This is a genomic window from Nonomuraea longispora (assembly GCF_004348345.1).
In the GTDB taxonomy this organism is placed as follows: Bacteria; Actinomycetota; Actinomycetes; order Streptosporangiales; family Streptosporangiaceae; genus Nonomuraea; species Nonomuraea longispora.
Map to the genome: position 1 here is coordinate 15,635 of NZ_SMJZ01000076.1, position 21,000 is coordinate 36,634.

Annotated in this window: 17 protein-coding genes; 10 read left to right on the forward strand and 7 right to left on the reverse strand. The window is 72.8% G+C overall.

Annotation, left to right across the window (positions count from 1 at the left end):
• Window positions 1–12 precede the first annotated feature (12 nt).
• On the reverse strand, window positions 13–423 hold the full coding sequence (locus E1267_RS20670; protein WP_132334232.1) for a cupin domain-containing protein: 411 nt from the start codon (window positions 421–423) through the stop codon (window positions 13–15).
• 274 nt (window positions 424–697) lie between these two features.
• On the opposite strand from E1267_RS20670, the gene gdhA reads away from it, so the two are divergent.
• The 3 genes from gdhA (at window position 698) to E1267_RS20685 (ending at window position 4,619) form a co-directional block, all read left to right on the forward strand.
• On the forward strand, window positions 698–2,038 hold the full coding sequence (gene gdhA / locus E1267_RS20675) for an NADP-specific glutamate dehydrogenase (protein WP_132334233.1): 1,341 nt from the start codon (window positions 698–700) through the stop codon (window positions 2,036–2,038).
• Between the two features lie 274 nt (window positions 2,039–2,312).
• Entirely contained in the window at window positions 2,313–3,713 is a 1,401-nt protein-coding gene (locus tag E1267_RS20680) for a tetratricopeptide repeat protein (RefSeq protein ID WP_132334234.1), read from the forward strand.
• A gap of 81 nt (window positions 3,714–3,794) precedes the next feature.
• Window positions 3,795–4,619 carry a PIG-L family deacetylase gene (locus tag E1267_RS20685; protein ID WP_132334235.1) on the forward strand — a complete coding sequence of 275 codons (825 nt, stop codon included), beginning with the start codon at window positions 3,795–3,797 and terminating at the stop codon, window positions 4,617–4,619.
• A 22-nt stretch (window positions 4,620–4,641) separates the two neighbouring features.
• On the opposite strand, the gene E1267_RS20690 is transcribed toward E1267_RS20685, so the two are convergent.
• Window positions 4,642–5,676 (reverse strand): PfkB family carbohydrate kinase, encoded by a 1,035-nt coding sequence (locus E1267_RS20690; protein WP_132334236.1) that lies wholly within the window; start codon window positions 5,674–5,676, stop codon window positions 4,642–4,644.
• Window positions 5,677–5,824: 148 nt separating this feature from the next.
• On the opposite strand from E1267_RS20690, the gene E1267_RS20695 reads away from it, so the two are divergent.
• From E1267_RS20695 to E1267_RS20710, 4 genes are all read left to right on the forward strand, one after another.
• A complete protein-coding gene (locus E1267_RS20695; protein WP_132334237.1) occupies window positions 5,825–6,808 on the forward strand; it encodes a sugar ABC transporter substrate-binding protein in 984 nt (327 codons plus the stop codon).
• Window positions 6,809–6,819: 11 nt separating this feature from the next.
• Window positions 6,820–7,782 (forward strand): ABC transporter permease, encoded by a 963-nt coding sequence (locus tag E1267_RS20700; RefSeq protein ID WP_132334238.1) that lies wholly within the window; start codon window positions 6,820–6,822, stop codon window positions 7,780–7,782.
• On the forward strand, window positions 7,779–8,591 hold the full coding sequence (locus E1267_RS20705; protein WP_132334239.1) for an ATP-binding cassette domain-containing protein: 813 nt from the start codon (window positions 7,779–7,781) through the stop codon (window positions 8,589–8,591). Before E1267_RS20700 ends, E1267_RS20705 begins: the two co-directional genes overlap by 4 nt.
• 99 nt (window positions 8,592–8,690) lie before the next feature.
• Window positions 8,691–9,701 carry a LacI family DNA-binding transcriptional regulator gene (locus E1267_RS20710; protein ID WP_220449588.1) on the forward strand — a complete coding sequence of 337 codons (1,011 nt, stop codon included), beginning with the start codon at window positions 8,691–8,693 and terminating at the stop codon, window positions 9,699–9,701.
• Window positions 9,702–9,900: 199 nt separating this feature from the next.
• On the opposite strand, the gene E1267_RS20715 is transcribed toward E1267_RS20710, so the two are convergent.
• Window positions 9,901–10,458 (reverse strand): ATP-binding protein, encoded by a 558-nt coding sequence (locus tag E1267_RS20715; RefSeq protein ID WP_220449589.1) that lies wholly within the window; start codon window positions 10,456–10,458, stop codon window positions 9,901–9,903.
• Between the two features lie 186 nt (window positions 10,459–10,644).
• On the opposite strand from E1267_RS20715, the gene E1267_RS20720 reads away from it, so the two are divergent.
• Window positions 10,645–11,001, forward strand: a complete 357-nt coding sequence (locus tag E1267_RS20720) for a hypothetical protein (protein WP_132334242.1) — start codon at window positions 10,645–10,647, stop codon at window positions 10,999–11,001.
• Here E1267_RS20720 and E1267_RS20725 read toward each other — a convergent pair.
• Genes E1267_RS20725 through E1267_RS20740 form a run of 4 tightly spaced genes read right to left on the reverse strand, consistent with a single transcriptional unit; the run spans window position 10,964 to window position 19,120 of the window.
• Window positions 10,964–12,202 carry a TIGR02679 family protein gene (locus tag E1267_RS20725; RefSeq protein WP_132334243.1) on the reverse strand — a complete coding sequence of 413 codons (1,239 nt, stop codon included), beginning with the start codon at window positions 12,200–12,202 and terminating at the stop codon, window positions 10,964–10,966. The genes E1267_RS20720 and E1267_RS20725 overlap by 38 nt on opposite strands.
• Window positions 12,199–16,305: a TIGR02680 family protein gene (locus E1267_RS20730; RefSeq protein ID WP_132334244.1), complete on the reverse strand. Its 4,107-nt coding sequence runs from the start codon at window positions 16,303–16,305 to the stop codon at window positions 12,199–12,201. The genes E1267_RS20725 and E1267_RS20730 overlap by 4 nt, the downstream gene beginning before the upstream one ends.
• Window positions 16,302–17,525, reverse strand: a complete 1,224-nt coding sequence (locus tag E1267_RS20735; protein ID WP_132334245.1) for a TIGR02678 family protein — start codon at window positions 17,523–17,525, stop codon at window positions 16,302–16,304. The genes E1267_RS20730 and E1267_RS20735 overlap by 4 nt, the downstream gene beginning before the upstream one ends.
• Window positions 17,522–19,120, reverse strand: coding sequence for a TIGR02677 family protein (locus E1267_RS20740; protein ID WP_220449590.1), 1,599 nt, complete (start codon window positions 19,118–19,120; stop codon window positions 17,522–17,524). Before E1267_RS20740 ends, E1267_RS20735 begins: the two co-directional genes overlap by 4 nt.
• A 125-nt stretch (window positions 19,121–19,245) precedes the next feature.
• On the opposite strand from E1267_RS20740, the gene E1267_RS20745 reads away from it, so the two are divergent.
• Complete coding sequence (locus E1267_RS20745; RefSeq protein WP_132334246.1) at window positions 19,246–19,665, forward strand: SRPBCC family protein; 420 nt, start codon at window positions 19,246–19,248, stop codon at window positions 19,663–19,665.
• A gap of 201 nt (window positions 19,666–19,866) precedes the next feature.
• Window positions 19,867–21,000, forward strand: a 1,134-nt coding sequence (locus tag E1267_RS20750) for a proton-conducting transporter transmembrane domain-containing protein (RefSeq protein WP_281283670.1), incomplete at its 3' end; no start/stop codon positions are given.

A 21,000-nucleotide genomic window follows, 5' to 3' on the forward strand; every position in this document is an offset into this window, starting at 1 on the left:
CACCGCGGACGCTCAGCCCGGGCGGGCGGCGCGGCGGTCCGCCCGCCGGGCGAGCTCGTCGTCGTCCACCAGGGTGAGCATCGGCTTGCCGGGTTGGCACAACATCGTCACGGTGAACCGGAGCGGGATGTCGTCGCGGTTGTTGCCGTCCTGGTAGTGGATGACGTCTCCGCCGGGCTCCCAGAACGCCTCGCCGGCGCGTACGACCCGCTCGGGCTCGCCTTCGAGCTCCAGCAGCATCTCGCCTTCCAGCACGAAACCGAAGGCGGGCCCGGTGTGGCGGTGCGGCGGCGTGCCGGGGTCTCCTGGCGGGTACTCGATGACCAGCGTCATCTCGTGTGCGCCCTCCGGGATGAACGGCGGCTGCGCCTCCTGCACGATGGTGACCGCCGTCTGCCAGGCGTTCGATCGATGGTCCCGCATGGTGGGCCTCCTTGGTGGGTCGCGCGCCGAGCCGGTCCCGGTGGGTGATCGCGGTGGGTGATCGCGGTGGGCGATCGCGCCAGCTAGGACAGCGCGGCGCGCGCTGCTGTGACGGCCGGCCGGCGGCCCGCGGAAAAGTTTTGCGTTCCGCTGACCTGCCGGGCCTGAAGGCGTGCAGGTGACACGGTCTTCGCTAATGAGTCATACGGGTGCAGCTCACAACAGGCCGCCCCTTACAGTGAGGAAGCGCATGCAGTGAGCCTAGGGAGTACGTGTGCACGAGAAACTGTCGTCGATCTACGACAACGTCCTACGCCGCAATCCTGGGGAGACGGAGTTCCACCAGGCCGTGCGCGAGGTGCTCGAAAGCATCGGCCCGGTTCTCGGGAAGCACCCCGAATACGCCGAGTCGAAGATCATAGAGCGGATCTGCGAGCCCGAGCGGCAGATCATTTTCCGCGTGCCGTGGACCGACGACCGGGGCGAGGTGCAGATCAACCGCGGCTTCCGGGTGGAGTTCAACAGCGCGCTCGGGCCGTACAAGGGTGGACTGCGTTTCCACCCGTCGGTCTACCTGGGGATCGTCAAGTTCCTGGGATTCGAGCAGATCTTCAAGAACGGCCTGACGGGCCTGCCGATCGGCGGCGGCAAGGGCGGCTCCGACTTCGACCCGAAGGGGCGTTCCGACCGCGAGGTCATGCGCTTCTGCCAGAGCTTCATGACGGAGCTCTACCGGCACATCGGCGAGTACACCGACGTGCCCGCCGGTGACATCGGCGTCGGCGGCCGGGAGATCGGCTACCTGTTCGGCCAGTACAAGCGCATCACCAACCGGTACGAGTCGGGCGTCATCACCGGCAAGGGCCTGGCATACGGCGGCGCGCAGGTCCGTACGGAGGCAACCGGCTACGGGTGCGCCTTCTTCGTGGACGAGATGCTGAAGGCGCGCGGCACGTCGTTCGACGGCAGGCGGGTCGCGGTGTCCGGCTCCGGCAACGTGGCCGTCTACACCATCGAGAAGATCGAGCAGCTGGGCGGCCGGGTCGTCGCGTGCTCCGACTCCTCCGGCTACGTGCTCGACGAGAAGGGCATCGACCTGGACCTGCTCAAGCAGATCAAGCAGGTCGAACGCGGCCGCCTGGACGTCTACGCCGAACGCCGCGGCGACAACGCCACCTTCGTGGCCGGCCGCAGCGTGTGGGAGGTGCCGTGCGAGGTGGCGATGCCGTCCGCCACGCAGAACGAGATCACCGGCCGCGACGCCGCGGTCATGGTCGGCAACGGCTGCATCGCGGTCGGCGAGGGCGCGAACATGCCCACCACGCCGGAGGGCATCAAGGTGTTCCTGGAGGCGGGCGTGGCCTTCGGACCCGGCAAGGCGGCCAACGCGGGCGGCGTGGCGACCAGCGCGCTGGAGATGCAGCAGAACGCCAGCCGCGACTCGTGGACGTTCGAGTTCTCCGAGCACCGGCTTGAGGAGATCATGCGCGACATCCACGACCGTTGCCTGCAGACCGCCGACGAGTACGGCATGCCGGGCGACTACGTGGCCGGCGCCAACATCGACGGTTTCCGCCGGGTCGCCGACGCGATGCTGGCGCTCGGCCTGATCTGAGCGGGCCCCCGGGACGACGCCACCTGCCCGGGGTCCAGGCGAAGAGCCGGTGCGGGTGCATGCCGTCCACCAGGCCCGGCTCGGGCGGGTGGATACCGTGGCCCAGCATGCGGCGGGTCCTGGCGCTCAGCTGCCTGGCACGTCCCTGCCCGGCGAGAGGAGACGCCTGGCAGTTCGGCGGACAACGGTAATGATCACTTGACCTCGTCGCGGTGGGCCGGCGATGCGACCTCTCCTCCCGCCGGTCCGGATGCCTGCCCGTTACATTGAATCGGTGACCGACGACCAGCACGGCCTGGCGATGAGCGGGGCGAGCACCGCCGCGGCGCGGCACTACGACCAGGCCGTCGACGAGCTGCTGCACTTCCGGGTGGAGGTCGCCGCCGAGACGAAGGCGGCGCTGGCCGACTCCCCCGGCTTCCCGATGGGCAACGTCCTGTCGGCCTACCTGGGACTGCTCACCACCGAGGCCGACGACGCGCGCAAGGCGCGGGCACGGTTCGCGGCATTCCGCCGCGCCGCCGACGAGGCGTCGCTGCTTCCCCGCGAGCGTGCGCACCTTGCCGCCGTGCAGGCGCTGCTCGACGGCGACTTCCTGCGGTGCGGCACGCTGCTGGCCTGGATCACCGTCGAGCACCCGCGCGACGCCCTGGCACTGATCGCGGGCCACCAGATCGACTTCCTCACCGGCAATGCGCGCTCGCTGCGCGACCGCGTCGGCGGCGCCCTGAACGCCTGGCACGACGACGACCGGCATCTCGGGCATGTTTTGGGCATGTACGCCTTCGGCCTCGAAGAGGCGGGCCACTACGACCGGTCGGAGGAGGTGGGGTTGCGCGCGGTCGAGCTGAACCCGCGCGACGTGTGGGGCATCCACGCGGTGGTGCACACGTACGAGATGCAGGGCCGCTTCGGCCGCGGCCTGCGCTACCTCGACGCGCGCCTGCCCGACTGGTCCACCGGCACGTTCTTCAACGTCCACACATGGTGGCACTACTGCCTGTACGCGCTGGAGTCCGGCGACGTGCCGCGGGTGCTGGAGATCTACGACGCGGTGCTGGCGGGCGGGCAGTCGTGCATGGAGCTGCTCGACGCCGCCGCCCTGCTCTGGCGCCTGCGCCTGGAGGGCTCGGAGCAGCACGAACGCTGGCGCGCGCTGGCCGACGCCTGGCCCCCGCGGGTGGCGGAGCCGTTCTACGCGTTCAACGACATGCACGCGGTCATGGCGTACGTCGGCGCCGGCCGCGTCGGCGACGCCGAGCGACTGATCGCGGAGCGGGCGGCGTATGCGCGGGAGCCGCGTCCCGGCGTCACGAACCACGCCATGACGCTGCAGGTCGGGTTGCCGGTGTGCCAGGCCATCGTGGCGTTCGGGCGGGGCGACCACGCCTCGGTGGTGGAGCTGCTTTATCCCGTCAGGCATCGGATCCACGAGTTCGGGGGCAGCCACGCCCAGCGGGACGCCGTGCACAAGACGCTGCTGGAGGCGGCCCTGCGGGCGGGGCTTCATGACGTCGCGCGGGCGCTGGCGAGCGAGCGGATCAACCTGCGGCCGTGCAGCCCGTACAACTGGCTCAAGCAGGCGGCGCTGGCCGACCGCCTCGGCGACCGCGCCGCCGCCGCGGCCGCCCGGCTCCGCGCAGGCGACCTGGCGAGGACCGGCGGCCGCGCATGATCGCGCCGCCCCCTCAGGTACGCGAGCACCGCCGTACTGGTCGGGTACGGTTTGTCGGGGCCGGCCGATAGTGTTCGCGTCATGGATCGGCAACTCACCCTGATGGTCGTACACGCCCACCCCGACGACGAGTGCCTGAGCACCGGCGGCGTCCTTGCCCGCTACGCCGCCGAAGGCATCCGCACCGTCCTGGTCACCTGCACCAACGGCGAGCAAGGCGACGCCGAGGGCGGTGCGAAGCCGGGCGAGGCCGGCCACGACGACGCGGCCGTCGCCGAGCGGCGGCTCGCCGAGCTGCGCGAGTCGGTCAGCCATCTGGGCGTCGACCACCTGGAGCTGCTCGGCTACCGCGACTCGGGCATGGACGGTTGGGAGGGCAACGCCCACGCCGGCGCGTTCGCCAACGTGCCGGTCGAGGTGGCGGCCGCCAAGCTGGGAGCCCTGATGGTGCGCTACCGCCCGCAGGTCGTGGTCACCTACGACGAGACGGGCGGCGGCGGTTACGGCCATCCCGACCACGTCCAGGCGCACCGCGTCACGGTCGCGGCCGTCGAGGCGACCGGCATCCCCGAGAAGTTCTACTACACGGCCATGCCCCGCGCCGAGATGAGGAAGATGTTCGAGATGCTGCGCGAGCACGGCGTGGAGCTCGGCTTCGAGCCGTCCGGCGACTTCGGCACCCCGGACGAGCGGGTCACCTCCCTCGTCGACGTCGGCCCCTACACCGAGCGCAAGCTCAAGGCCCTCAAGGCGCACGAGAGCCAGGGGGAGAACATCTTCGTGCTGGACATGCCCGAGCACATCCAGCAGCAGGCCTTCTCCCTCGAGGCCTTCGAGCGCAAGCTGTGCAAGGTCGACGCCCCCGGCCGCGAGGACGACCTTTTCGCCGGCCTGCGCGGCACGTGACCCATCGGCCGGCAACGTGACGTCACCCGCGTGCGCCGCCACCCATACCGGACCAGGGCGGGTTGGCGCCTGCCACTGAGCACGTCTGGGCCGCCACCCGGGCGGCGAACCCGGCCGCCGCCACCGCCGTCGCGAGGTCCAGGTCGCGGAGACGCCCGCCCAGGTGGCCCCTGGCGTCCAGGGCGTGCAGCAGGCCGGCGGTGAAGGCGTCACCGGCGCCGACCGTGTCCACGACGTCCACCTGCGGTGCCGGCACGTGGGCCCGGTCGCCGTCCACCGACACCAGCGCACCCGCCGCGCCCCTGGTGACGACGATCAGACGGGCGCCGGCGGCGTGCCATTCGCCGCAGGCGCGCTCCATCGACGTGCCGGGCAGCAGGAAGTCCAGGTCGTCGTCGCTGAGCTTGAGGATGTCGGTCCACTCGCACCAGCGGGTGATCTGATAGTCGTCCCTGGTGGCGAAGCTGGGGCGCACGTTCGGGTCGATCGAGATCGTGGCATGCCCGGCGGCCGAGCGCGCGAACTCCTCGACCGCCTCACGTCCCGGTTTCCCGACCAGCGCCATGGAGCCCGTGTGCAGGCACCTGAAGGGGCCCACGCGCGCCGGGTCCAGCTCGTCCGGCCGCCACTGCCAGTCCGCCGCGCCCTCGGTGTAGAAGGTGAAGGTGGCCCGCCCGTGCGGGTCGAGAGCGGCGACGGAGAGCGTGCTCGGCTCCTCCGCCTCGACGCACGCCGACACGTCCACGCCGGAGGCGGTGAGGCGGTCGCGGAACATCGCGCCGAACACGTCGCGTGACAGGCGGCCCAGGAAGCGGGTGGGAGTGCCGATCCTGGCCAGCGCCACCGCCGTGTTCGCCGGCCCGCCACCCGGCAGCACCCGCAGCGCCAGCCCGTCCGTGCCGTCCGTGTCGCCGCCTGTGCCGCCTGTGCCGCCTGTGTCGTCTGGCCGCGACGCCGGACCCGCCGTACCGTCGTCTGCATGGGGCGTGGCGGTGGAAGCGGCGGGGTGGCGTGTGGTGAAGCTGTCGGCGACGCACTCGCCCAGGACGGCGATCATCGGGCCTGCCTTTCTGGCACGTTGCCGATTCGTTACGGCAGCAGGGCATTGACGTATCTCGGATCGGAGTCCATCATCGCAGCACAGCAGATGTCAACGTTGACATATGTCAACGATGACATCGTATCCCCCCTGATAGGACAGCGCCATGAATGCAAAGCTATCGGCCGGCCTCCTGGTCACCGTGCTTCTCGTCACCGGCTGCGGCGGCAGCGGCGGGGGAAGCGACTCCGCCACCCCCAAGGTAGGGCTGATCACCAAGACCGAGACGAACCCGTTCTTCGTCAAGATGAAGGAGGGCGCGCAGAAGGCCGCCCAGGCCGGCGGCATGGAGCTGATGAGCGCGGCGGGCAAGTTCGACGGCGACAACGCCGCCCAGATCACCGCCATCGAGAACATGGTCGCCGCCGGCGTGAAGGGCATCCTCATCACCCCGAGCGACACCAAGGCCATCGTCCCGGCGATCAAGAAGGCGCGTGACGCGGGCGTGCTCGTCATCGCGCTCGACACCCCCACGGAGCCGCAGGAGGCCACCGACGCGCTGTTCGCCACCGACAACCTCAAGGCGGGAGAGCTGATCGGCCGGTACGCCAAGGCCGCCATGGCCGGCGAGCCCGCCAGGATCGCCACCCTCGACCTGGCCCCCGGCATCACGGTCGGCAAGCTGCGGCACGACGGGTTCCTGAAGGGGTTCGGCATCCGGGAGGGCGACCCGTCCGTGGTCTGCTCCCAGGACACCAGGGGCGACCAGGCCAAGGGGCAGACCGCGATGGAGAACTGCCTGCAGAAGGCCCCCGACATCAACCTCGTCTACACCATCAACGAGCCCGCCGCGCTGGGCGCGTACACCGCCTTGAAGGCCAAGGGCCGCGAGAAGGAGGTGCTGATCGTCTCCGTGGACGGCGGCTGCACCGGCGTCAGGGCCGTGCAGTCGGGGCAGATCGCCGCGACCAGCCAGCAGTACCCGCTCAAGATGGCCGAGGACGGCGTCAAGGCGGTGGCCGCGTACGCCAAGGGCGGCCAGAAGCCCACCGGCTACACCGACACCGGCGTCACCCTGATCACCGACAAGGCGGCCGACGGCATCGAGGCCGAGGACGCCGCCTTCGGCCTGGCGAACTGCTGGGGCTGAACGTGGCCGTGATGGAAGCGTCGCTGCCGCGCCGCCTGATCAGCACCCCCGTCGCGGGCCCGCTGGCCGCGCTCCTGCTGGCCTGCCTGTACTTCGGGCTCAACACCGAGCAGTTCTTCACCGGCACGAACTTCTCCTTGATCATCCAGCAGGTCATGGTGGTCGGCACGCTGGCCATCGGCCAGACCCTGATCATCCTCACCGCGGGCATCGACCTGGCCAACGGCGCCATCATGGCGTTCGGCGGCATCGTGATGACGAAGCTGGCGGTGGACGGCGGCCTGCCCGCGCTGCTCGCGGTCGCCGCCGGGCTCGCGGTCTGCGCCGGGTTCGGGCTGGTCAACGGGCTGCTGGTGACGCGGATCTCCCTGCCGCCGTTCATCGTGACGCTCGGCATGCTGAACGTGGCGTTCGCGCTCACCCACATCTACTCCGGCGAGCAGACCATCACGGACCTGCCGCCGCTGCTGACGTTCCTCGGGCAGACGTTCCAGGTCGGCCAGACGAACGTCACCTACGGCTCGCTGCTGACGATCCTGCTGTTCCTGCTGTTCGCGTACCTGCTGGGCTCGACGGCGTGGGGCCGGCACGTGTACGCGCTGGGCAACAACCCCGAAGTGGCCCGGCTGACCGGCATCAGGACGCGGCGGCTGACCGTGGGCGTCTACACGCTGGCCGGCTTCGTGTACGGCATCGCGGCCCTGCTGCTGGTCTCCCGTACCGGCGTGGGCGACCCGCAGGCCGGCCAGACCGACAACCTCGACAGCATCACGGCGGTCGTGCTCGGCGGCACCAGCCTGTTCGGCGGCCGGGGCATGGTGCTGGGCACCCTGATCGGGGCGCTCATCGTGGGGGTGTTCAGGAACGGCCTGCAGCTGATGGGCGTACCGTCGATCTACCAGACCCTCATCACGGGCATCCTGGTGATCCTCGCCGTCGCCGTCGACCAGCTCTCCCGCAGGAGGACCCGATGACGGAACCCGTGCTCCAGGCGCGCGGCCTGGTCAAGAAGTACGGCCACGTGACCGCGCTCGACGGCGCCGACTTCGACCTGATGCCCGGTGAGGTGCTCGCGGTCATCGGCGACAACGGCGCCGGCAAGACGAGCCTGATCAAGGCGCTGACGGGCGCGCTGCAGCCGGACTCCGGCGAGATCCTGCTCGACGGGAGGCCGGTGCGTCTCCGCGACCCGCTCGACGCCCGCAGGCACGGCATCGAGACCGTCTACCAGGACCTCGCGGTCGCCGCCTCGCTCGACATCGCGACGAACATGTTCCTGGGCAGGGAACTACGGAAACCGGGCATCCTCGGTCGGGTCTTCCGGATGCTGGACAAGAAGCGCATGCGTGAGGAGTCGGCCAAGCACATGGCCGAGCTCAAGATCGGGCTGCGCTCGCTCACCCAGCCGGTCGAGTCGCTGTCGGGCGGGCAGCGCCAGGGCGTCGCCGTGGCCAGGGCGGTCGCCTGGGCCACGAACGTCGTGGTGATGGACGAGCCCACGGCGGCGCTCGGCGTCAAGGAGTCCGGCCAGGTGCTCGACCTGATCAGGCAGGTACGCGACCGTGGCACGCCGGTGGTGCTGATCAGCCACAACATGCCGCACGTCTTCGAGATCGCCGACCGCGTGCACATCCAGCGCCTGGGCCGCAGGGTCGCCGAGATCGTCCCTGGCGACCACAGCATGGCCGAGGTGGTCGCCATCATGACCGGCGCCATCCAGGTGTCGGACGGCAAGTCCGTGGTGAAGGACAAGGACGCGGCGGAGGCGATCGGGCTGTCGTGACACCTTCCGGTACGAGCGCGCCGCCGGGCCCGGCTGTCGTGGTGCGGCCCCCTACGGGTGCTCCGCCGCCTGCGGGGACGGGCCACTAGCATGGGCCGGATGCGGCGTCCGACGATGACAGATGTGGCGCGCGAGGTCGGCGTCACCGCCAAGACGGTCTCGCGGGTGCTCAACGACGACGGCCCGGTCGCCGTCGAGACCCGCGAGCGCGTCATGGCGGCCGTCAAGAAGCTCGGCTACCAGCCCAACCTGATGGCCCGCAACATGCGGGTCGGCGCGCGCGACGCCGCGATCGGCCTGATCATCCCCGAGATGGGCAACCCGTTCTTCGGTACGGTCGCCGGCGGCGTCGAGAGCGCCATCAGGTCCCGCGGGCTGACGCTCATCGTCGGCTCGTCCAGCGAGACGGCCGCCCTGGAGCAGTCGCTGGTCGCGACGTTCCTGGCCCGCAGGGTGAGCGCCCTCATGATCGTCCCTTCGGCCACCAGCGAGCACCGAGGGCTGCGGGGCGAGCGGGTGGCCGGGCTGCCGATCGTCTTCCTCGACCGCCCGGCGGTGGGCCTGACCGCCGACAGCGTCGTCAGCGCCAACCGGGAGGGGTCGCGGGCCGGCGTCGCCCACCTGATCGCGCACGGCCACCGCCGCATCGGCTTCGTGGGCGACCTGCCCGCCTCGCTCTACACCCGCCGCGAACGTTTCCAGGGCTACCGCGACGCCCTCGACCGGGCGGGGCTGCCGTTCGACCGCTCGCTTGTCGAGACCGGGCACGACCAGGACGCCGCGGCCCGGGCCACCCTGCGGCTGCTGACGCTGAGCGACCCGCCGACGGCGCTGTTCGCGGCCAACAACCTCGCGTCGATGGGAGCGGTGGTGGCGCTGGCCCGGGCACGGCGCACGGACGTCGCGCTGGTCGGGTTCGACGACCTGCCGCTGGCCGAGGTCCTCGACCCGCCGCTGACGGTGGTGGCGCAGGACCCGGCGCGGATGGGGGCCGCGGCGGCGGACCTGGTGCTGTCGCGGCTGGACGGTGACCGGTCCAAGGCGCGCAGGCAGGTGGTGCCCACCCGGCTGATCGTCCGCGGCTCGGGCGAGCTCCCTCCGCCCCCGTGACGCCGGTCCCCGCGACCGGACGAGCAAGTGACGGCGCAGGTGACCGGCGTGCTGGACCTTCCCGGCCGGCTGGAGGACGTGACGGCCGGCATGCAGCACGGGGAACAGGCCAGGATCGCCGCCGGCCTGCCGATGAAGCCGGCCGTCTCCGACGACCGGCTGGCCATCATCCCGCTGCTCCGGGCCGGCGACGACGCGGTCACGGCGTCGTACCTGATCCATCCGTCACCGTTGCTGGACGCCCTGGTGGCGCTGTTCGAGGCAGTGTGGGAGCGCAGCGTGCCCGTCCGCATGACGGCCCGCGGCGGGGAGTCGCCGGACGACGATGGAGAGCCGTCACGCCCGCCGACGCGGGATGGGTGACCGAGAACCACACGACCTTGCCGCCGTCGGCCGCCCGTACGCCCCAGTCGTCGGCGATCGCGGCGACGATCTGCAGGCCCCGGCCCGACGGTGTGCCGGGCGCGGGGGTACGCGGGCGCGGCATGCCGTCGCCCGGGTCGAACACCTCGCCGTAGAGGCGGCCGCCGTGGTCCTCCAGGCGCAGCGCGTACGCCGACCCGCCGTGCACGACGGCGTTGGTGACGAGTTCGCTGACGATGACGAGGCAGTCGTCGATCATGTCGTCGTGGCCCCACGCGGTCAGGTCGGCGCGGACCAGAGCGCGCGCCTCGCCGACGCCGGCCGGTACCGAGGGCAGCAGGTGCTCCGCCGTCCGGATCGGCGTCGCGGGCGGGGGCCCGTGGCGGAGGGGCATGCGCATCACATCTCTCGGGTTTTGGGAGCGCTCCCATACCAAGGTAAGCCCTTTCCCTGCTTCTGGGAATCCATGGCGGCACACATTGTTGCCTAACCGTGTCCCGTCTCGGGCACGCTTTCCAACACGAAGAGTAACCGTGCCGACACATGAGGTGTCGGATCCGGATCGAACTGAGGAGAGCGTATGTCCAGGAAGGCCATCACCGCCCTGACCCTCGCGGCCTGCATGCTCCCGGGGGCGGCACTCGCCGCGCCCGCGAGCGCTGACGCGGAGAACGACCTGAGTGACTGCTACGACGGCACATGCACACTCACCGTCACCGAGCCGGTGACCTTCCCCGTCGACCCCCGCTACCGCCTGTCCGACGTTCGGGTCTCCAAGGTGCATGTCGCCGGCATGTTCCACGCCGTCATGATCCAGTCGACGAAGTCCGGCGCGGCCACCACCCTCGGCGCGGGCACCCGCGGCAGCATCAACGGCCTGTCCGTACACGTGCAGCGCATCACCGACACCGACGCGACCGTCCGCTTCGAGGGCTGACGGCGGCGGCCAGGTCGGCGAGCAGGCACTCAGCGACCAGTTCCTCGGGTACGGCGAGCCCGTGAGAGCGCAGGGCCGGGGCCAGGCCGGGGTCCCAGGGGGCGTCGGTCACCCGGCCCGGTGTCGGGCCGGGTGACAGACCTGACGACGAGCCCGACGAGGGGCCGGACGGCGGGCGGCCCGCGAGAGCCCGCAGGTAGTCGTCGGCGGACATCCGCCACGGCTCCGCCCCGGTCTTGGCCATGGTGTAAGCGGCGATCCGCAGGCCCTCCCCGTCGAAGTCGCCGTGATACCGCAGCCCGACGTCCCGCGGAAACGCCCGGAGCAGGCGGATGACGGCGCTGTTCGGCCAGCCGGAGGTGCAGACCATGGGCGGGCAGTCGCCGCCGAAGCGCTGCTCGGCCAGGGCGAGCACGGTCGGGTTCTCCACCACCCAGACGACCCGCTCGCGCACCCGCAGCCCCTGCGTGTCGTGGAGCTGCGCCAGGGTGATCACGCTGGCCCGGCCGTCCCAGACGCGCAGGGCTCTGGCCAGGGGCTCATCCCCGTCCGGGCGTAAGCCGGCGACCAGGGCCGTCGTCGACAGCGCGTCGCAGGCCACCCCCGCCCGCTCCCACAACGCCCGCCTGGCCTGCGCGCCCTCCGGCGCGGGCACGTCATAGAGCGTCGACAGCGCCTTCAGCACCAGCGACGACAGCCGCGTACCGTCGTCCAGGGCGTGCGGGTCGCCGGTCACGTCGGCGGCCACCGCCGCCAGCGGCCGTCCCGCGGCGGGCAGCGCGGCCAGCACGGCCAAGGCCCGCTCCATCAGGTCGCGGCCGGCGCGCGCGGCCGGCAGGGCGAGCAGCGCGGGCTCGGCCACGACCACGGGATGCGCCGCGAACCAGGCGGCCAGCGCCGTCCGCTCCCGTTCCCGCTCCTCGCGCCTGCGCCGGCGGTCGCCGAGCGGGCCGGCGATCTCCTCGGTGACGGCGCGCACGTCGAGCCCGCCGAGCGCGGCCGCCAGCCGGGACACCTCGATGGTGATCGAGGCACCGGGGTAGCGGTCGAGGCCGAGCAGGTCGGCGACGGCGGCCTGCTGCCCGTCGGCCAGGCCGGTCACCCTGACCCGGCTGACAGGGCGGCCGGAGGAGAGCCGCTCGTGCAGGGCCAGCCACACCGGCCGCAGCTCGCGGGCGCGCAACCGGTCGGGGACGGTCATTCGGCCGGCACCGTACGGTAGCCGTTCCAGACGAACCTGGCCGTGGTCACCGCGTCGTCGCCGTCCCCTGTGATGAGCTGGTGGATCGCGATGCCGTCCAGCTCCCGGTATTCGCACCACTCGTGGTCGGAGGTGAGCACCAGGTCCAGCCCCAGGTCAACCAGCAGGTCGAACACCTGCCCCCGGTTGGTCCTGTCGACCCCGACGAACACCTCGTCGAGCAGGATGAAGCGCGGGCACCCCGGATCGGTCTGGTAGTGCGCGGCCACGGCGGCGAACAACGGCAGGTGCAGCGCGATCGCCTTCTCCCCGCCGGACAGCGCCCCGTGCAGCTTCCTGGTGAGGTCCTGCCAGCCCTGACCGTCGCCCCGCTCCAGCCTGACCACGAACCGGTGCCAGGAGGTGTAGTCGAGCACCTTCATCAGCTGGTCCTCCCAGCTCGCCGACGAGTTGTCGGCCCGCGCCTCCTCCACGCGGTCCCTGAAGAAGACGTAGAGGGCCTCCTTGTCGGCCTCGCTCAGCCCGGCGGGGTCGCGCAGCAGCAGGTCGCGGGCGGCGCGGGTGCCGGCCGACTGGGCGGGATCGACCTGCCACACCAGCCGCACGGCCACCCGCGAGGCGGTGCGGACACGTTCGAGGCGCTGGTTCATGCCCTCGACCAGCGCGCTCGCCTGCCTGATGCGGTCGGCCAGGTGCCGGCGCGTGTCGCCCGCCAGCGTCCGGTCGAACAGGTCGCGCTCCGCCTCCGTGATGTCGGAGCGCCGCTCGTCGCGCTCCTTGCGCAGCGCCGCGCTGAGGGCCGCGGCCCCCGCCCGTACGCCGCTGACGGTGGCCGTCAGCGTCTGCACGTCGTCGTCGGGCGCCAGCTCCAGGTCGGCCCGGTCGGCGAGGACCTCCCTGGCGTGGTGGAAGGCGTCCTGCAACCGCGCCTCGGCCTCCCTGACGTTCTTCAGCTCGTACGGCACGGAGGACAGCCGCTCGCCGACGGCCCTGGCCGCCTCCAGCACCGCCCTGACCCCGGCACCCGCGGCCGGCTCGACCGTCACCCGCGCGTCCGCCGGCAGGTGCCCGGCCGCCAGCCGCCGGAACCGTTCGGACACCTCGTCCCGCGTGCGCCCGGCCTCGGCGTGCCGTTCCTCCGCCGTGCCCAGCTCTCCCCTGAGCCGGCCGAGCCTGGCGTTGAGCTGGGCCAGGCTCTCGTTGACCGACTTGATGAGCCGGCGGCAGGCGTGGTAGGCGGTCTGGGTGTCCTGGAGTTGTCCGAGGACCCGGTGGTGCTCGGCGCCGACCGTGGACTCGACCGCGGCCAGCTTCTCCGCCAGCACGACGGCGGCGGCCGCGGCCTCCTCGGCGCGTTCGACGGCGGCCACGGCCAGCGCCTGGTATTCGCGGGCGGTCTCACGCGCGTGCCCGGCGCGTTCCCTGGCGGCGCGGGCGCCCGCGCGCCGGTCGTGCCAGACGGTGCCGGTCATCTCGGCGGTGCGCAGGGCGTCTTCCAAATTGTCGAGCGCGGGCGGGCCCGTGGGCAGCGCGTGGCTCGCGGCCAGCTCGGTGAGCCGCCGCAGCGACCTGGCGACGTCCTGCTCGCGCTCGTGCAGGCGCTGCTCGCAGGCGTGGAGGCGGTCTTCGAGCAGCGCCATCCCTCGTACCGCGCCGTCGAGCTCCTGCACGGCCTCGGCGTACGGTGTCCTGTCGGGCCTGCGCCGCAGCTCGGCGGCGAGCGTGTCGCGGTCGCCCTCGACCACGGCGAGCAGGTGGTCGCACTCGGCGACGGTGCCTGCCAGCTCCCCGAGCCGGTCGTCGAGTTCGGCGATGCGGCGGCGCCGGGCGCGTTCGCGGGCGGTGGCGCCGATGTAGGAGGGTTCGGGCTTGACCCAGCGGCCCGCCGCGAGGCCGAGCCGCCAGGTGCCGTCGGCGCCGATGACGGCCGGATGGTCGACGCCGATCGCGCTGGGCGCGAACGCGATGCCGGACAACACCGTGTCGGCGGGCACCGGCGAGTCCGCCTCCGTGAACAGCACGTGGGCGAGGCTGTAGCCGGGCGCGGGCTTGGCCAGCGAGGCCACGGCGAAGGCGTCGTGCTCGCCCGCGTCGAACCCGCCGTCGGGCAGCAGCCACAGGTCCAGCAGCCCGGCCGCTTCGAGCGCGGCCTCCACGCCCGCCTGCGCGACCGGGTCGAGGCCGGACCTGAACGCCACGGCCCGCCACAGCGGCGCGCCCGGACGGCCCTGCCGGCTCGTGGTGCGGGTGTGCGGGGCGGGCGGATCCAGGACGGTCCGGTCGTTGAGGCGTTCGCGTTCCTTGCTGAGGTCGGCCCGTTCGGCGACCAGCCGGTCGCGCAGCCCCGTCAGGTGCTGTTCCCGGGCGGCGTAGCGGACGGCCGCGGCGGTGCGGGCGGCGCTGACCAGCTCGTCCGCCCGCTCGAACCGTTCGGCCAGGTCGGCCAGTTCGCCGGGGTCGAGCTGGAGCTGGGTGCAGCCGCCCGCCCACTCGGCCAGGGCCGTGGCGAGGTCGCGGGCCCGCTCGTCGCGCAGGCGTTCGGCCTGGTCGTGGGCGGCCCTGGCGGCGGCGAGGTCGTCCCTGGCGTCGTCGCGATCCCGCTCGGCGGTGGCGCGGCGGTTGACGGCCTCCTGGTGCCCGGCGATGCCCGCCCGGACCTCCCTGATCTGGGCGGCGCGGCTGGACACGGCGGCACGCAGCAGCTCCCGCGCCCTGCGTACGTCCTGCTCGCCGTCCGGCCCGCCCTCCGGACCGCCGGGTGCGGCGCCCACCTCGCCACCGGCGCCGTGGGCGACGCCGTGGGTGGTGTCCTGACCAGAGCCGTGGGTGGCGGCGCGTTCGCTCTCCTCGTGGACGCCGAGCAGGCCGGCGCGTTCCGCCGCCCTGCGGGCCTCGCCCCTGGCGCGGTCGGCCAGCGCGGCGGCCGTGCGGGCGCCGTCCTGGGCCCGAGCGGCCAGCTCCTCCTTGGCTGCGGCGGCGTGGGCCGCCGTCCCCGCCTGGTCGCGCAGCCGGGCCGCCGTCTCGTGCGCGGACTGCGCCTCCGTACGCAGCCGGTGCAGTTCCCCGCCGGCCTGGTACGCCTCGCTCTCCTTGAGACCCTCGATCTGCGCGGCCAGCGCCAGTTCCTGCGCCTCCTCCTCGGCCAGCCGCACGGTGGCCGCCTCCAGCTCGCCCTCGGCCTCCGTGAGCGCCTCCCGCTTGTTCCGCACCTCGGCGGCCAGCGAGTCCAGCGTGTAGCCGGCGGACGTGACGGCCGCGGCGGCGGCCCGCAGGACGCGCTGGGCGTACCCGCGTTGACGGGCGGCCAGCCGGTCGGCCTCCTCCACGTCGCGGTCGAGCAGCCGCAGCTCCTCGCGCTGCCGGTCAAGCCGCTCGAACCCCTCCGCGATCTCGTGGATCTCGCCCTCGCCGAGCGGCGGCAGCGCGCTGGACAGCAGCTCCGACAGCAGCCCGGGATCGAGGCGTTCGGACAGCTTGGGGGTGCGCAGCTGGCGCAGCGCGGTGAGCAGCGAGTCGTAGCGCTGCTCGTTGAGCCCCCGGTAGAGGGTCTGGCGCACGACCGTGCGGTAGGCGTCGGCGGACTCGTGCACCGTGCCCGAGGTGCCGAGCTCGTCGGCGAGCTGGGCCTTGGTCAGCGGCTGGCCGCTTTCGCCGCTGAGCCGGATGCCGTCGGGGGTGTCGACGCGGGCCTCGGTCGTGAAGTAGGCGGCGGTGACGTTCTTGGTGTGGACGGTGGCCTGGAGCCGGGCGCCGCAGGTGAACCAACGGCCGCCGGGGTGCCGGAACTCGATCCACACGTAGCCGACCCGGGTGGCGCCGGCGGCGCCGTCGCCCATGAGGTTCCAGTGCATGGTGCGTTCGGTGCCACCGAACGTCGACAGCCTGCTCGGCTTGAGGCTGGCGTCGAGCAGGTACGGCAGCAGCAGCTCCAGCACCTTGGACTTGCCGCTGCCGTTGGGGCCGCGCAGCAGCAGCCGGCCCCGGTGGAACTCGAACACCTCGTCGTAGTAGCGCCACACGTTGAGGATGCCCGCGCGTACGGGTACCCAGCGGTCCTCCACGACCTGCGCGGCGCGCGCGGGTGTGAGTTCGGTGACTGTCATGCATCCTCCTGGACGGCCGTGCCGCGGTCGACCCGGTAGCGGGCCGCGGCGGGCAGGGCGGCGACCCGGTCACCCGTGCGGCGGGCCAGCCCGAACATCGTGAGCACCTCCAGCGCGTCGGCGGCCAGCCGCGCCCCGCCGCCGTCGGACTGGTACGCCTTCGCCCACTGGGGGAACCGGCGCAGCAGCCCGTTCGCCTCGGCGTCGAGCCGCCGGGCGGTGACGGGACCGGCGGAGACGAGCAGGTCGAGCAGCAGCAGGGCGGCCACCTTGGCGTGGCTGCCGTCGTCGGGGAACCTCGTGTCGGTGGCGGTGCCGTCGGGGTCGACGAGCAGGAACCCCTCGGCCCGCTCCTCCAGCACGAAGCCGGCCTCCTCGGCGGCGCGGCGCAGGATCTGGCGGCCGGTGAGCGAGGCGGCGTAGTCGGACTCGGCGCCGGTCAGGTCGGCGCGGTAGACGACGGGCTCGTCGAGCAGCCGCCGGATGAGCGAGTGGCGGGCCCACAGGTTGCGCTGGGTCTCGGTGGGCTCGTCGCCGCCGTAGCGGCTTTCGGTGGTGAGGGCCGCGGTGAGCTCGGCGAGCGTGCCGGGGTCCGGCTCCTCGGCGGCGCGGGCGGCGATCCGGGACGGCGGCACGGGCGCGGCCAGCAGCCTGATCACGCGGGTGGTGTCGACCCGGTAGAGCACTTTGGCGTCTTCGTCGTCGAGGTAGGAGTCGGTCGTGCCGTCCATGACGGTGATGGCGCCGTGGTGTTCGAGCAGTTTGAGCGCGTCGACGAGGGCGGCCCGTTCGCCGGCCTTGACCGGGTCGAACGCGGGCACGTCGGCCTCGACGGCGGCCGCCTGCACGACCCGCTGGGCGAGCATGCCGATCGTGGTGACAGGCGAGGTGAGCAGCTCGGCCGCGCAGAGGCAGAACAGGGTGTAGCGGCGGCGGTCGAAAGGCGCCCTGGTGGCGCGGCGCCGGCGGGCGGGCCTGGTGGCGCCCGGCTCGGTCCGCACCTTGACCAGCCGGGCGTAGCCCTGGCGCGGCTCCACGACCAGCCGCCAGCCGCAGAAGTAGTCGAACCACTGGATGAGCGGCTGCCGGCGTTTCCTGATCAGGTCGAAGGCGGCGGGGTCGCTCTGCAGGGACACGAGCGGCCGCCCGAGCAGGGTCCTGATCGCCCGGGCGATCTCCTCCTTCTCGGCCCTGACGAGCTGGTTGGCGAGGCTGCTCATGCGCCTGCCGCCCGGGATCCCGCCGCGGATACGCCGGCGTGGGAGTCGCCGAGCGCGCGCACGTCGATGAGGTAGTCGGGGCCGCGCAACCACCCCTCGGACGTGCACAGCACCGCCACGGCGCCGTCGCCGGGCGCCCTGAGCACGATCTCGACGCGCCCGTCGGAGGTGACGGCCCGCCGCACGCCGGTCGCGTCGGGGCGTTCGGCGAGGGCCCTGCCGAGCAGGTCGAGCAGCCGCCCGAACGCCTCGTGGTCGAGCTCCCCCAGCTGCGACAGCCGTACGGTCCCTGTGGTGGCGAGCGCGGCCCAGGCGGCCTCCAACTCGGCGCGTTCCTTCTCGGCCCGCGCTCGGCGCCCGGCCCGCAGCTCGGCCACGTCGCGGACCTTGCCCGTGCGCCCCATCCGCTCGGTGCGGCCCCGCGAGCGCAGCAGCGCCGACACCTCCACGGGCTGGGCCTCCGACCAGGGGACCCCGGAGGGGATCAGCTCGGCGTCGGGGTGCCCGAGGTGCGCGTGGCGGGCGGAGCCGAGCCCGAACGCCGCGTCCCACAGCCGGTGCGCGTCGTCCTCGGCGGGCGCGGTGGCGAACCAGCGGGCCAGCGTACGGAAGTCGGCGGCGGCGCTGGAGGATCGGCGGCGGGAGTCGGTGATCCGGTCGAGCACCTGCAGCAGCGCCACGATCGCCCGCCTGGCCACGTCGTGCAGTTGCCGCACGCGCGGCACGACGGGTTCGCCGGTGTTGTCACCGGTCCTGGCACCGAAGCCGTCGTGCTGGGCGAACCACGACCGCAGCCCCTCCCACTTGGCCGCCCGCGCCGCCAGCCACGGGGTGGCGTGGTCGGTGCCGGGCGTCCTCGGCAGGTCGGCGCCGTCGAGCGCCCGCGCGTGCAGCACGCTGACGCCGTGCGTCTCGACCCCTTCCAGGGCGGCGGCGATGGTGTCGCCGCGCTGCTCCAGGTTGGTCACGAACTCCTGAAGGTAGGCCATCGTGGCCGACTTGACCTCGTGGAACGTGGCGAGGTCGGCGCCTTCGAGGCGCAGCAGCCGCTGCAACTCGCCGTTGAACCGCTTGGTGTTGTTGCGCAGGCCGTCGAGGTGGCCCTCCAGCTCCTGCAGGCAGGTGAAGACCCGCCGGTTGCGCCCGGGATCGGGGTCGCGCAGCAGCGTCTCCAGCTCCCCCAGCCGGTCGGCGACGGCGTCGAGCACCGCGGTCTGCAAGGCGCCCGCCGAGGCCAGCATCGCCATCGCGTGCTGCACCCCGGCGAACGCCGCCTCGCCCCGCCTGGTGAGCGAGTACTGCAGGTTCTTGCGTTCGTACTCCTCGGCGGTGGCGAAGGTGCCGGCGTGGTTGAAGATCACGTCGAGCAGCCCCCAGCCGGCCAGCTGCTTGAGCGTGCCGGACAGGTCGTGGTCGGCGACCGGGGCGTACCATCCGACCGCCCGCAGCCGCTCGCGGACCTCCTCCGACGTCAGCGCCGTCTCCAGCCGCTCGTTGGCCTCGCCGAAGGCGTAGAGCACGGCGGTGTGGAGGTCGGCCCGCTCGGTGGTGGTGAACCGGAACATCTCCGGCGGCACCCGTGGCAACTCCGCCATCGCCCCGCTCCCCTCGCCGCACGGACTCGCGCCGACAGCAACGGTAGCGGCAGGGCCCGGCGGTCCGGCGGCTGTTTGCCCGCACATCACACGGGTACGGCGGGAGCATTGATCAGGGGGTTGCGATGGCGGAGTTCGAGGCGACGCGCGGCATGCCGGCCGACAGCATGATCGTGTACGGCGTCGCGTCCGACGTGGAGATCATGGACAGGTGGCTGCCGCAGGGCCTGACGGTGACCGGCAGCGGCCCCGGCACCGTGGAGGCGGGCGGCGAGCTGGTCCCCGGCACGGGCACGCACGAGGGCTTGTTCCGCGCCTCCGACGAGCAGCTGCGGGTGGAGTGGGGCGGGCGCGACCATCCCGGATACGCCGGCTGGCTGCAGGTGTCCGACTCGGCGAGCGGCACGAGCGAGGTGACCGTGCACATCTCGCTGCTCGACGAGCCCGATTCGGGGGCCCACGCCGACGAGGTGCGCGAGCTGCTCGACCGGTCGCTCGGACAGCTGGCCGACGAGGTGCGCAGGCGCGTCGACGCCGCCGACTGAGGCGCTGACGACGTCGGCTGCGCGCGCGTCCGGCGCTGACGGCTCCGGGTGGGCGCGCGTCCGCGGCGCTGACGGCTGCGTCCCACCCATCGGTGTGGGAGTGGTGAGGTTCGGGTCAACCCTGGTCGTGCCTGCGCGCCTGCGTCGGCACGACGGGAGAGATTGGGCGGACGTAACCGGAATTTCCCGCCCGAGGAGCCCATGGAGCTGCTGCTGATCCTGCACGCGGTGGCGGCGGTCTGCGCTCCCCGGCTGGCCGCCCGCATGGGGCGCGGCTCCCTCGTCGTGCTGGCCGTGCCGCCGGCCGCCGCCTTCGCCTACACGCTGTGGGTGGCGATGCGGGGGCTGCCCGTGGCCGGGACCACCGCGTGGGCGCCGGTGATGCAGATGGAGCTGGCCTTCCGCGCCGACCAGCTGTCCGTGGTGATGATGGCGCTGGTGTCGGGCGCCGGCGTGCTGGTGCTGGTCTACAGCGCCGCGTACCTGCCGGCGCACGACGACGGGCTCGGCCGCTACGGCGGTGTCATGGTGGCCTTCGCCGGGTCGATGCTGGGACTGGTGACGGCCGACAACCTGCTCCTGCTGTACGTGTTCTGGGAGCTCACCACCGTCTTCTCCTACCTGCTGATCGCGTACCACCCGGAGAGCCGGGTGAACAGGCAGGCGGCGATGAAGGCGCTGATGGTCACCACGTTCGGCGGGTTGTGCATGCTGGCCGGGTTCGTGCTGGCCGCACAGGCTGCCGGCACGTACCGGGTGTCGGCCATCGTCGCCGATCCCCCGGCGGCCGGGCCGGTCGCGCTGGTGCTGGTGCTGGCGGGCGCGCTGGCCAAGTCGGCGATCTTCCCGTTCAGCACGTGGCTGCCCGCCGCGATGGCCGCGCCCACGCCCGTGTCGGCGTACCTGCACGCGGCGGCCATGGTGAAGGCGGGCGTGTACCTGGTGGCCAGGCTCGGGCCGGCGTTCGGCGACGTCACGCTGTGGCGGGCGGTGGCCGTGCCGCTCGGGCTGGTCACGATGGTGCTCGGCGGCTGGCGGGCGCTGCGCGAGACGGATCTGAAGCGGCTGCTGGCCTACGGCACGGTCAGCCAGCTCGGCTTCCTCGTGGCGCTGTTCGGCGCGGGCACGCGGGGGACGGCGCTGGCCGGGGCCGCCATGCTGGTGGCGCACGCGCTGTTCAAGGCGTCCCTGTTCCTCGTGGTGGGCATCGTCGACCACGCGGCGGGCAGCCGCGAGACGGGCGAGCTCAGCGGGGTGGGCCGGGCGATGCCGTGGGTGTGCGGGGCGGCGTCGCTCGCGGCGGCGTCGATGGCGGGCCTGCCGCCACTCGTGGGG

Excerpts from the sequence above, each read along its gene's own strand:
- E1267_RS20735 (WP_132334245.1), bottom strand. The coding sequence starts at position 17,525 with ATGAGCAGCCTCGCCAACCAGCTCGTCAGGGCCGAGAAGGAGGAGATC.
- E1267_RS20730 (WP_132334244.1), bottom strand. The coding sequence starts at position 16,305 with ATGACAGTCACCGAACTCACACCCGCGCGCGCCGCGCAGGTCGTGGAG.
- E1267_RS20690 (WP_132334236.1), bottom strand. The coding sequence starts at position 5,676 with ATGATCGCCGTCCTGGGCGAGTGCGTCGCCGACAGCTTCACCACACGC.
- E1267_RS20740 (WP_220449590.1), bottom strand. The coding sequence starts at position 19,120 with ATGGCGGAGTTGCCACGGGTGCCGCCGGAGATGTTCCGGTTCACCACC.
- E1267_RS20715 (WP_220449589.1), bottom strand. The coding sequence starts at position 10,458 with ATGCCCCTCCGCCACGGGCCCCCGCCCGCGACGCCGATCCGGACGGCG.
- E1267_RS20695 (WP_132334237.1), top strand. The coding sequence starts at position 5,825 with ATGAATGCAAAGCTATCGGCCGGCCTCCTGGTCACCGTGCTTCTCGTC.
- E1267_RS20700 (WP_132334238.1), top strand. The coding sequence starts at position 6,820 with ATGGAAGCGTCGCTGCCGCGCCGCCTGATCAGCACCCCCGTCGCGGGC.
- E1267_RS20720 (WP_132334242.1), top strand. The coding sequence starts at position 10,645 with ATGTCCAGGAAGGCCATCACCGCCCTGACCCTCGCGGCCTGCATGCTC.
- E1267_RS20745 (WP_132334246.1), top strand. The coding sequence starts at position 19,246 with ATGGCGGAGTTCGAGGCGACGCGCGGCATGCCGGCCGACAGCATGATC.
- E1267_RS20725 (WP_132334243.1), bottom strand. The coding sequence starts at position 12,202 with ATGACCGTCCCCGACCGGTTGCGCGCCCGCGAGCTGCGGCCGGTGTGG.
- E1267_RS20685 (WP_132334235.1), top strand. The coding sequence starts at position 3,795 with ATGGATCGGCAACTCACCCTGATGGTCGTACACGCCCACCCCGACGAC.
- E1267_RS20705 (WP_132334239.1), top strand. The coding sequence starts at position 7,779 with ATGACGGAACCCGTGCTCCAGGCGCGCGGCCTGGTCAAGAAGTACGGC.
- E1267_RS20670 (WP_132334232.1), bottom strand. The coding sequence starts at position 423 with ATGCGGGACCATCGATCGAACGCCTGGCAGACGGCGGTCACCATCGTG.
- E1267_RS20710 (WP_220449588.1), top strand. The coding sequence starts at position 8,691 with ATGCGGCGTCCGACGATGACAGATGTGGCGCGCGAGGTCGGCGTCACC.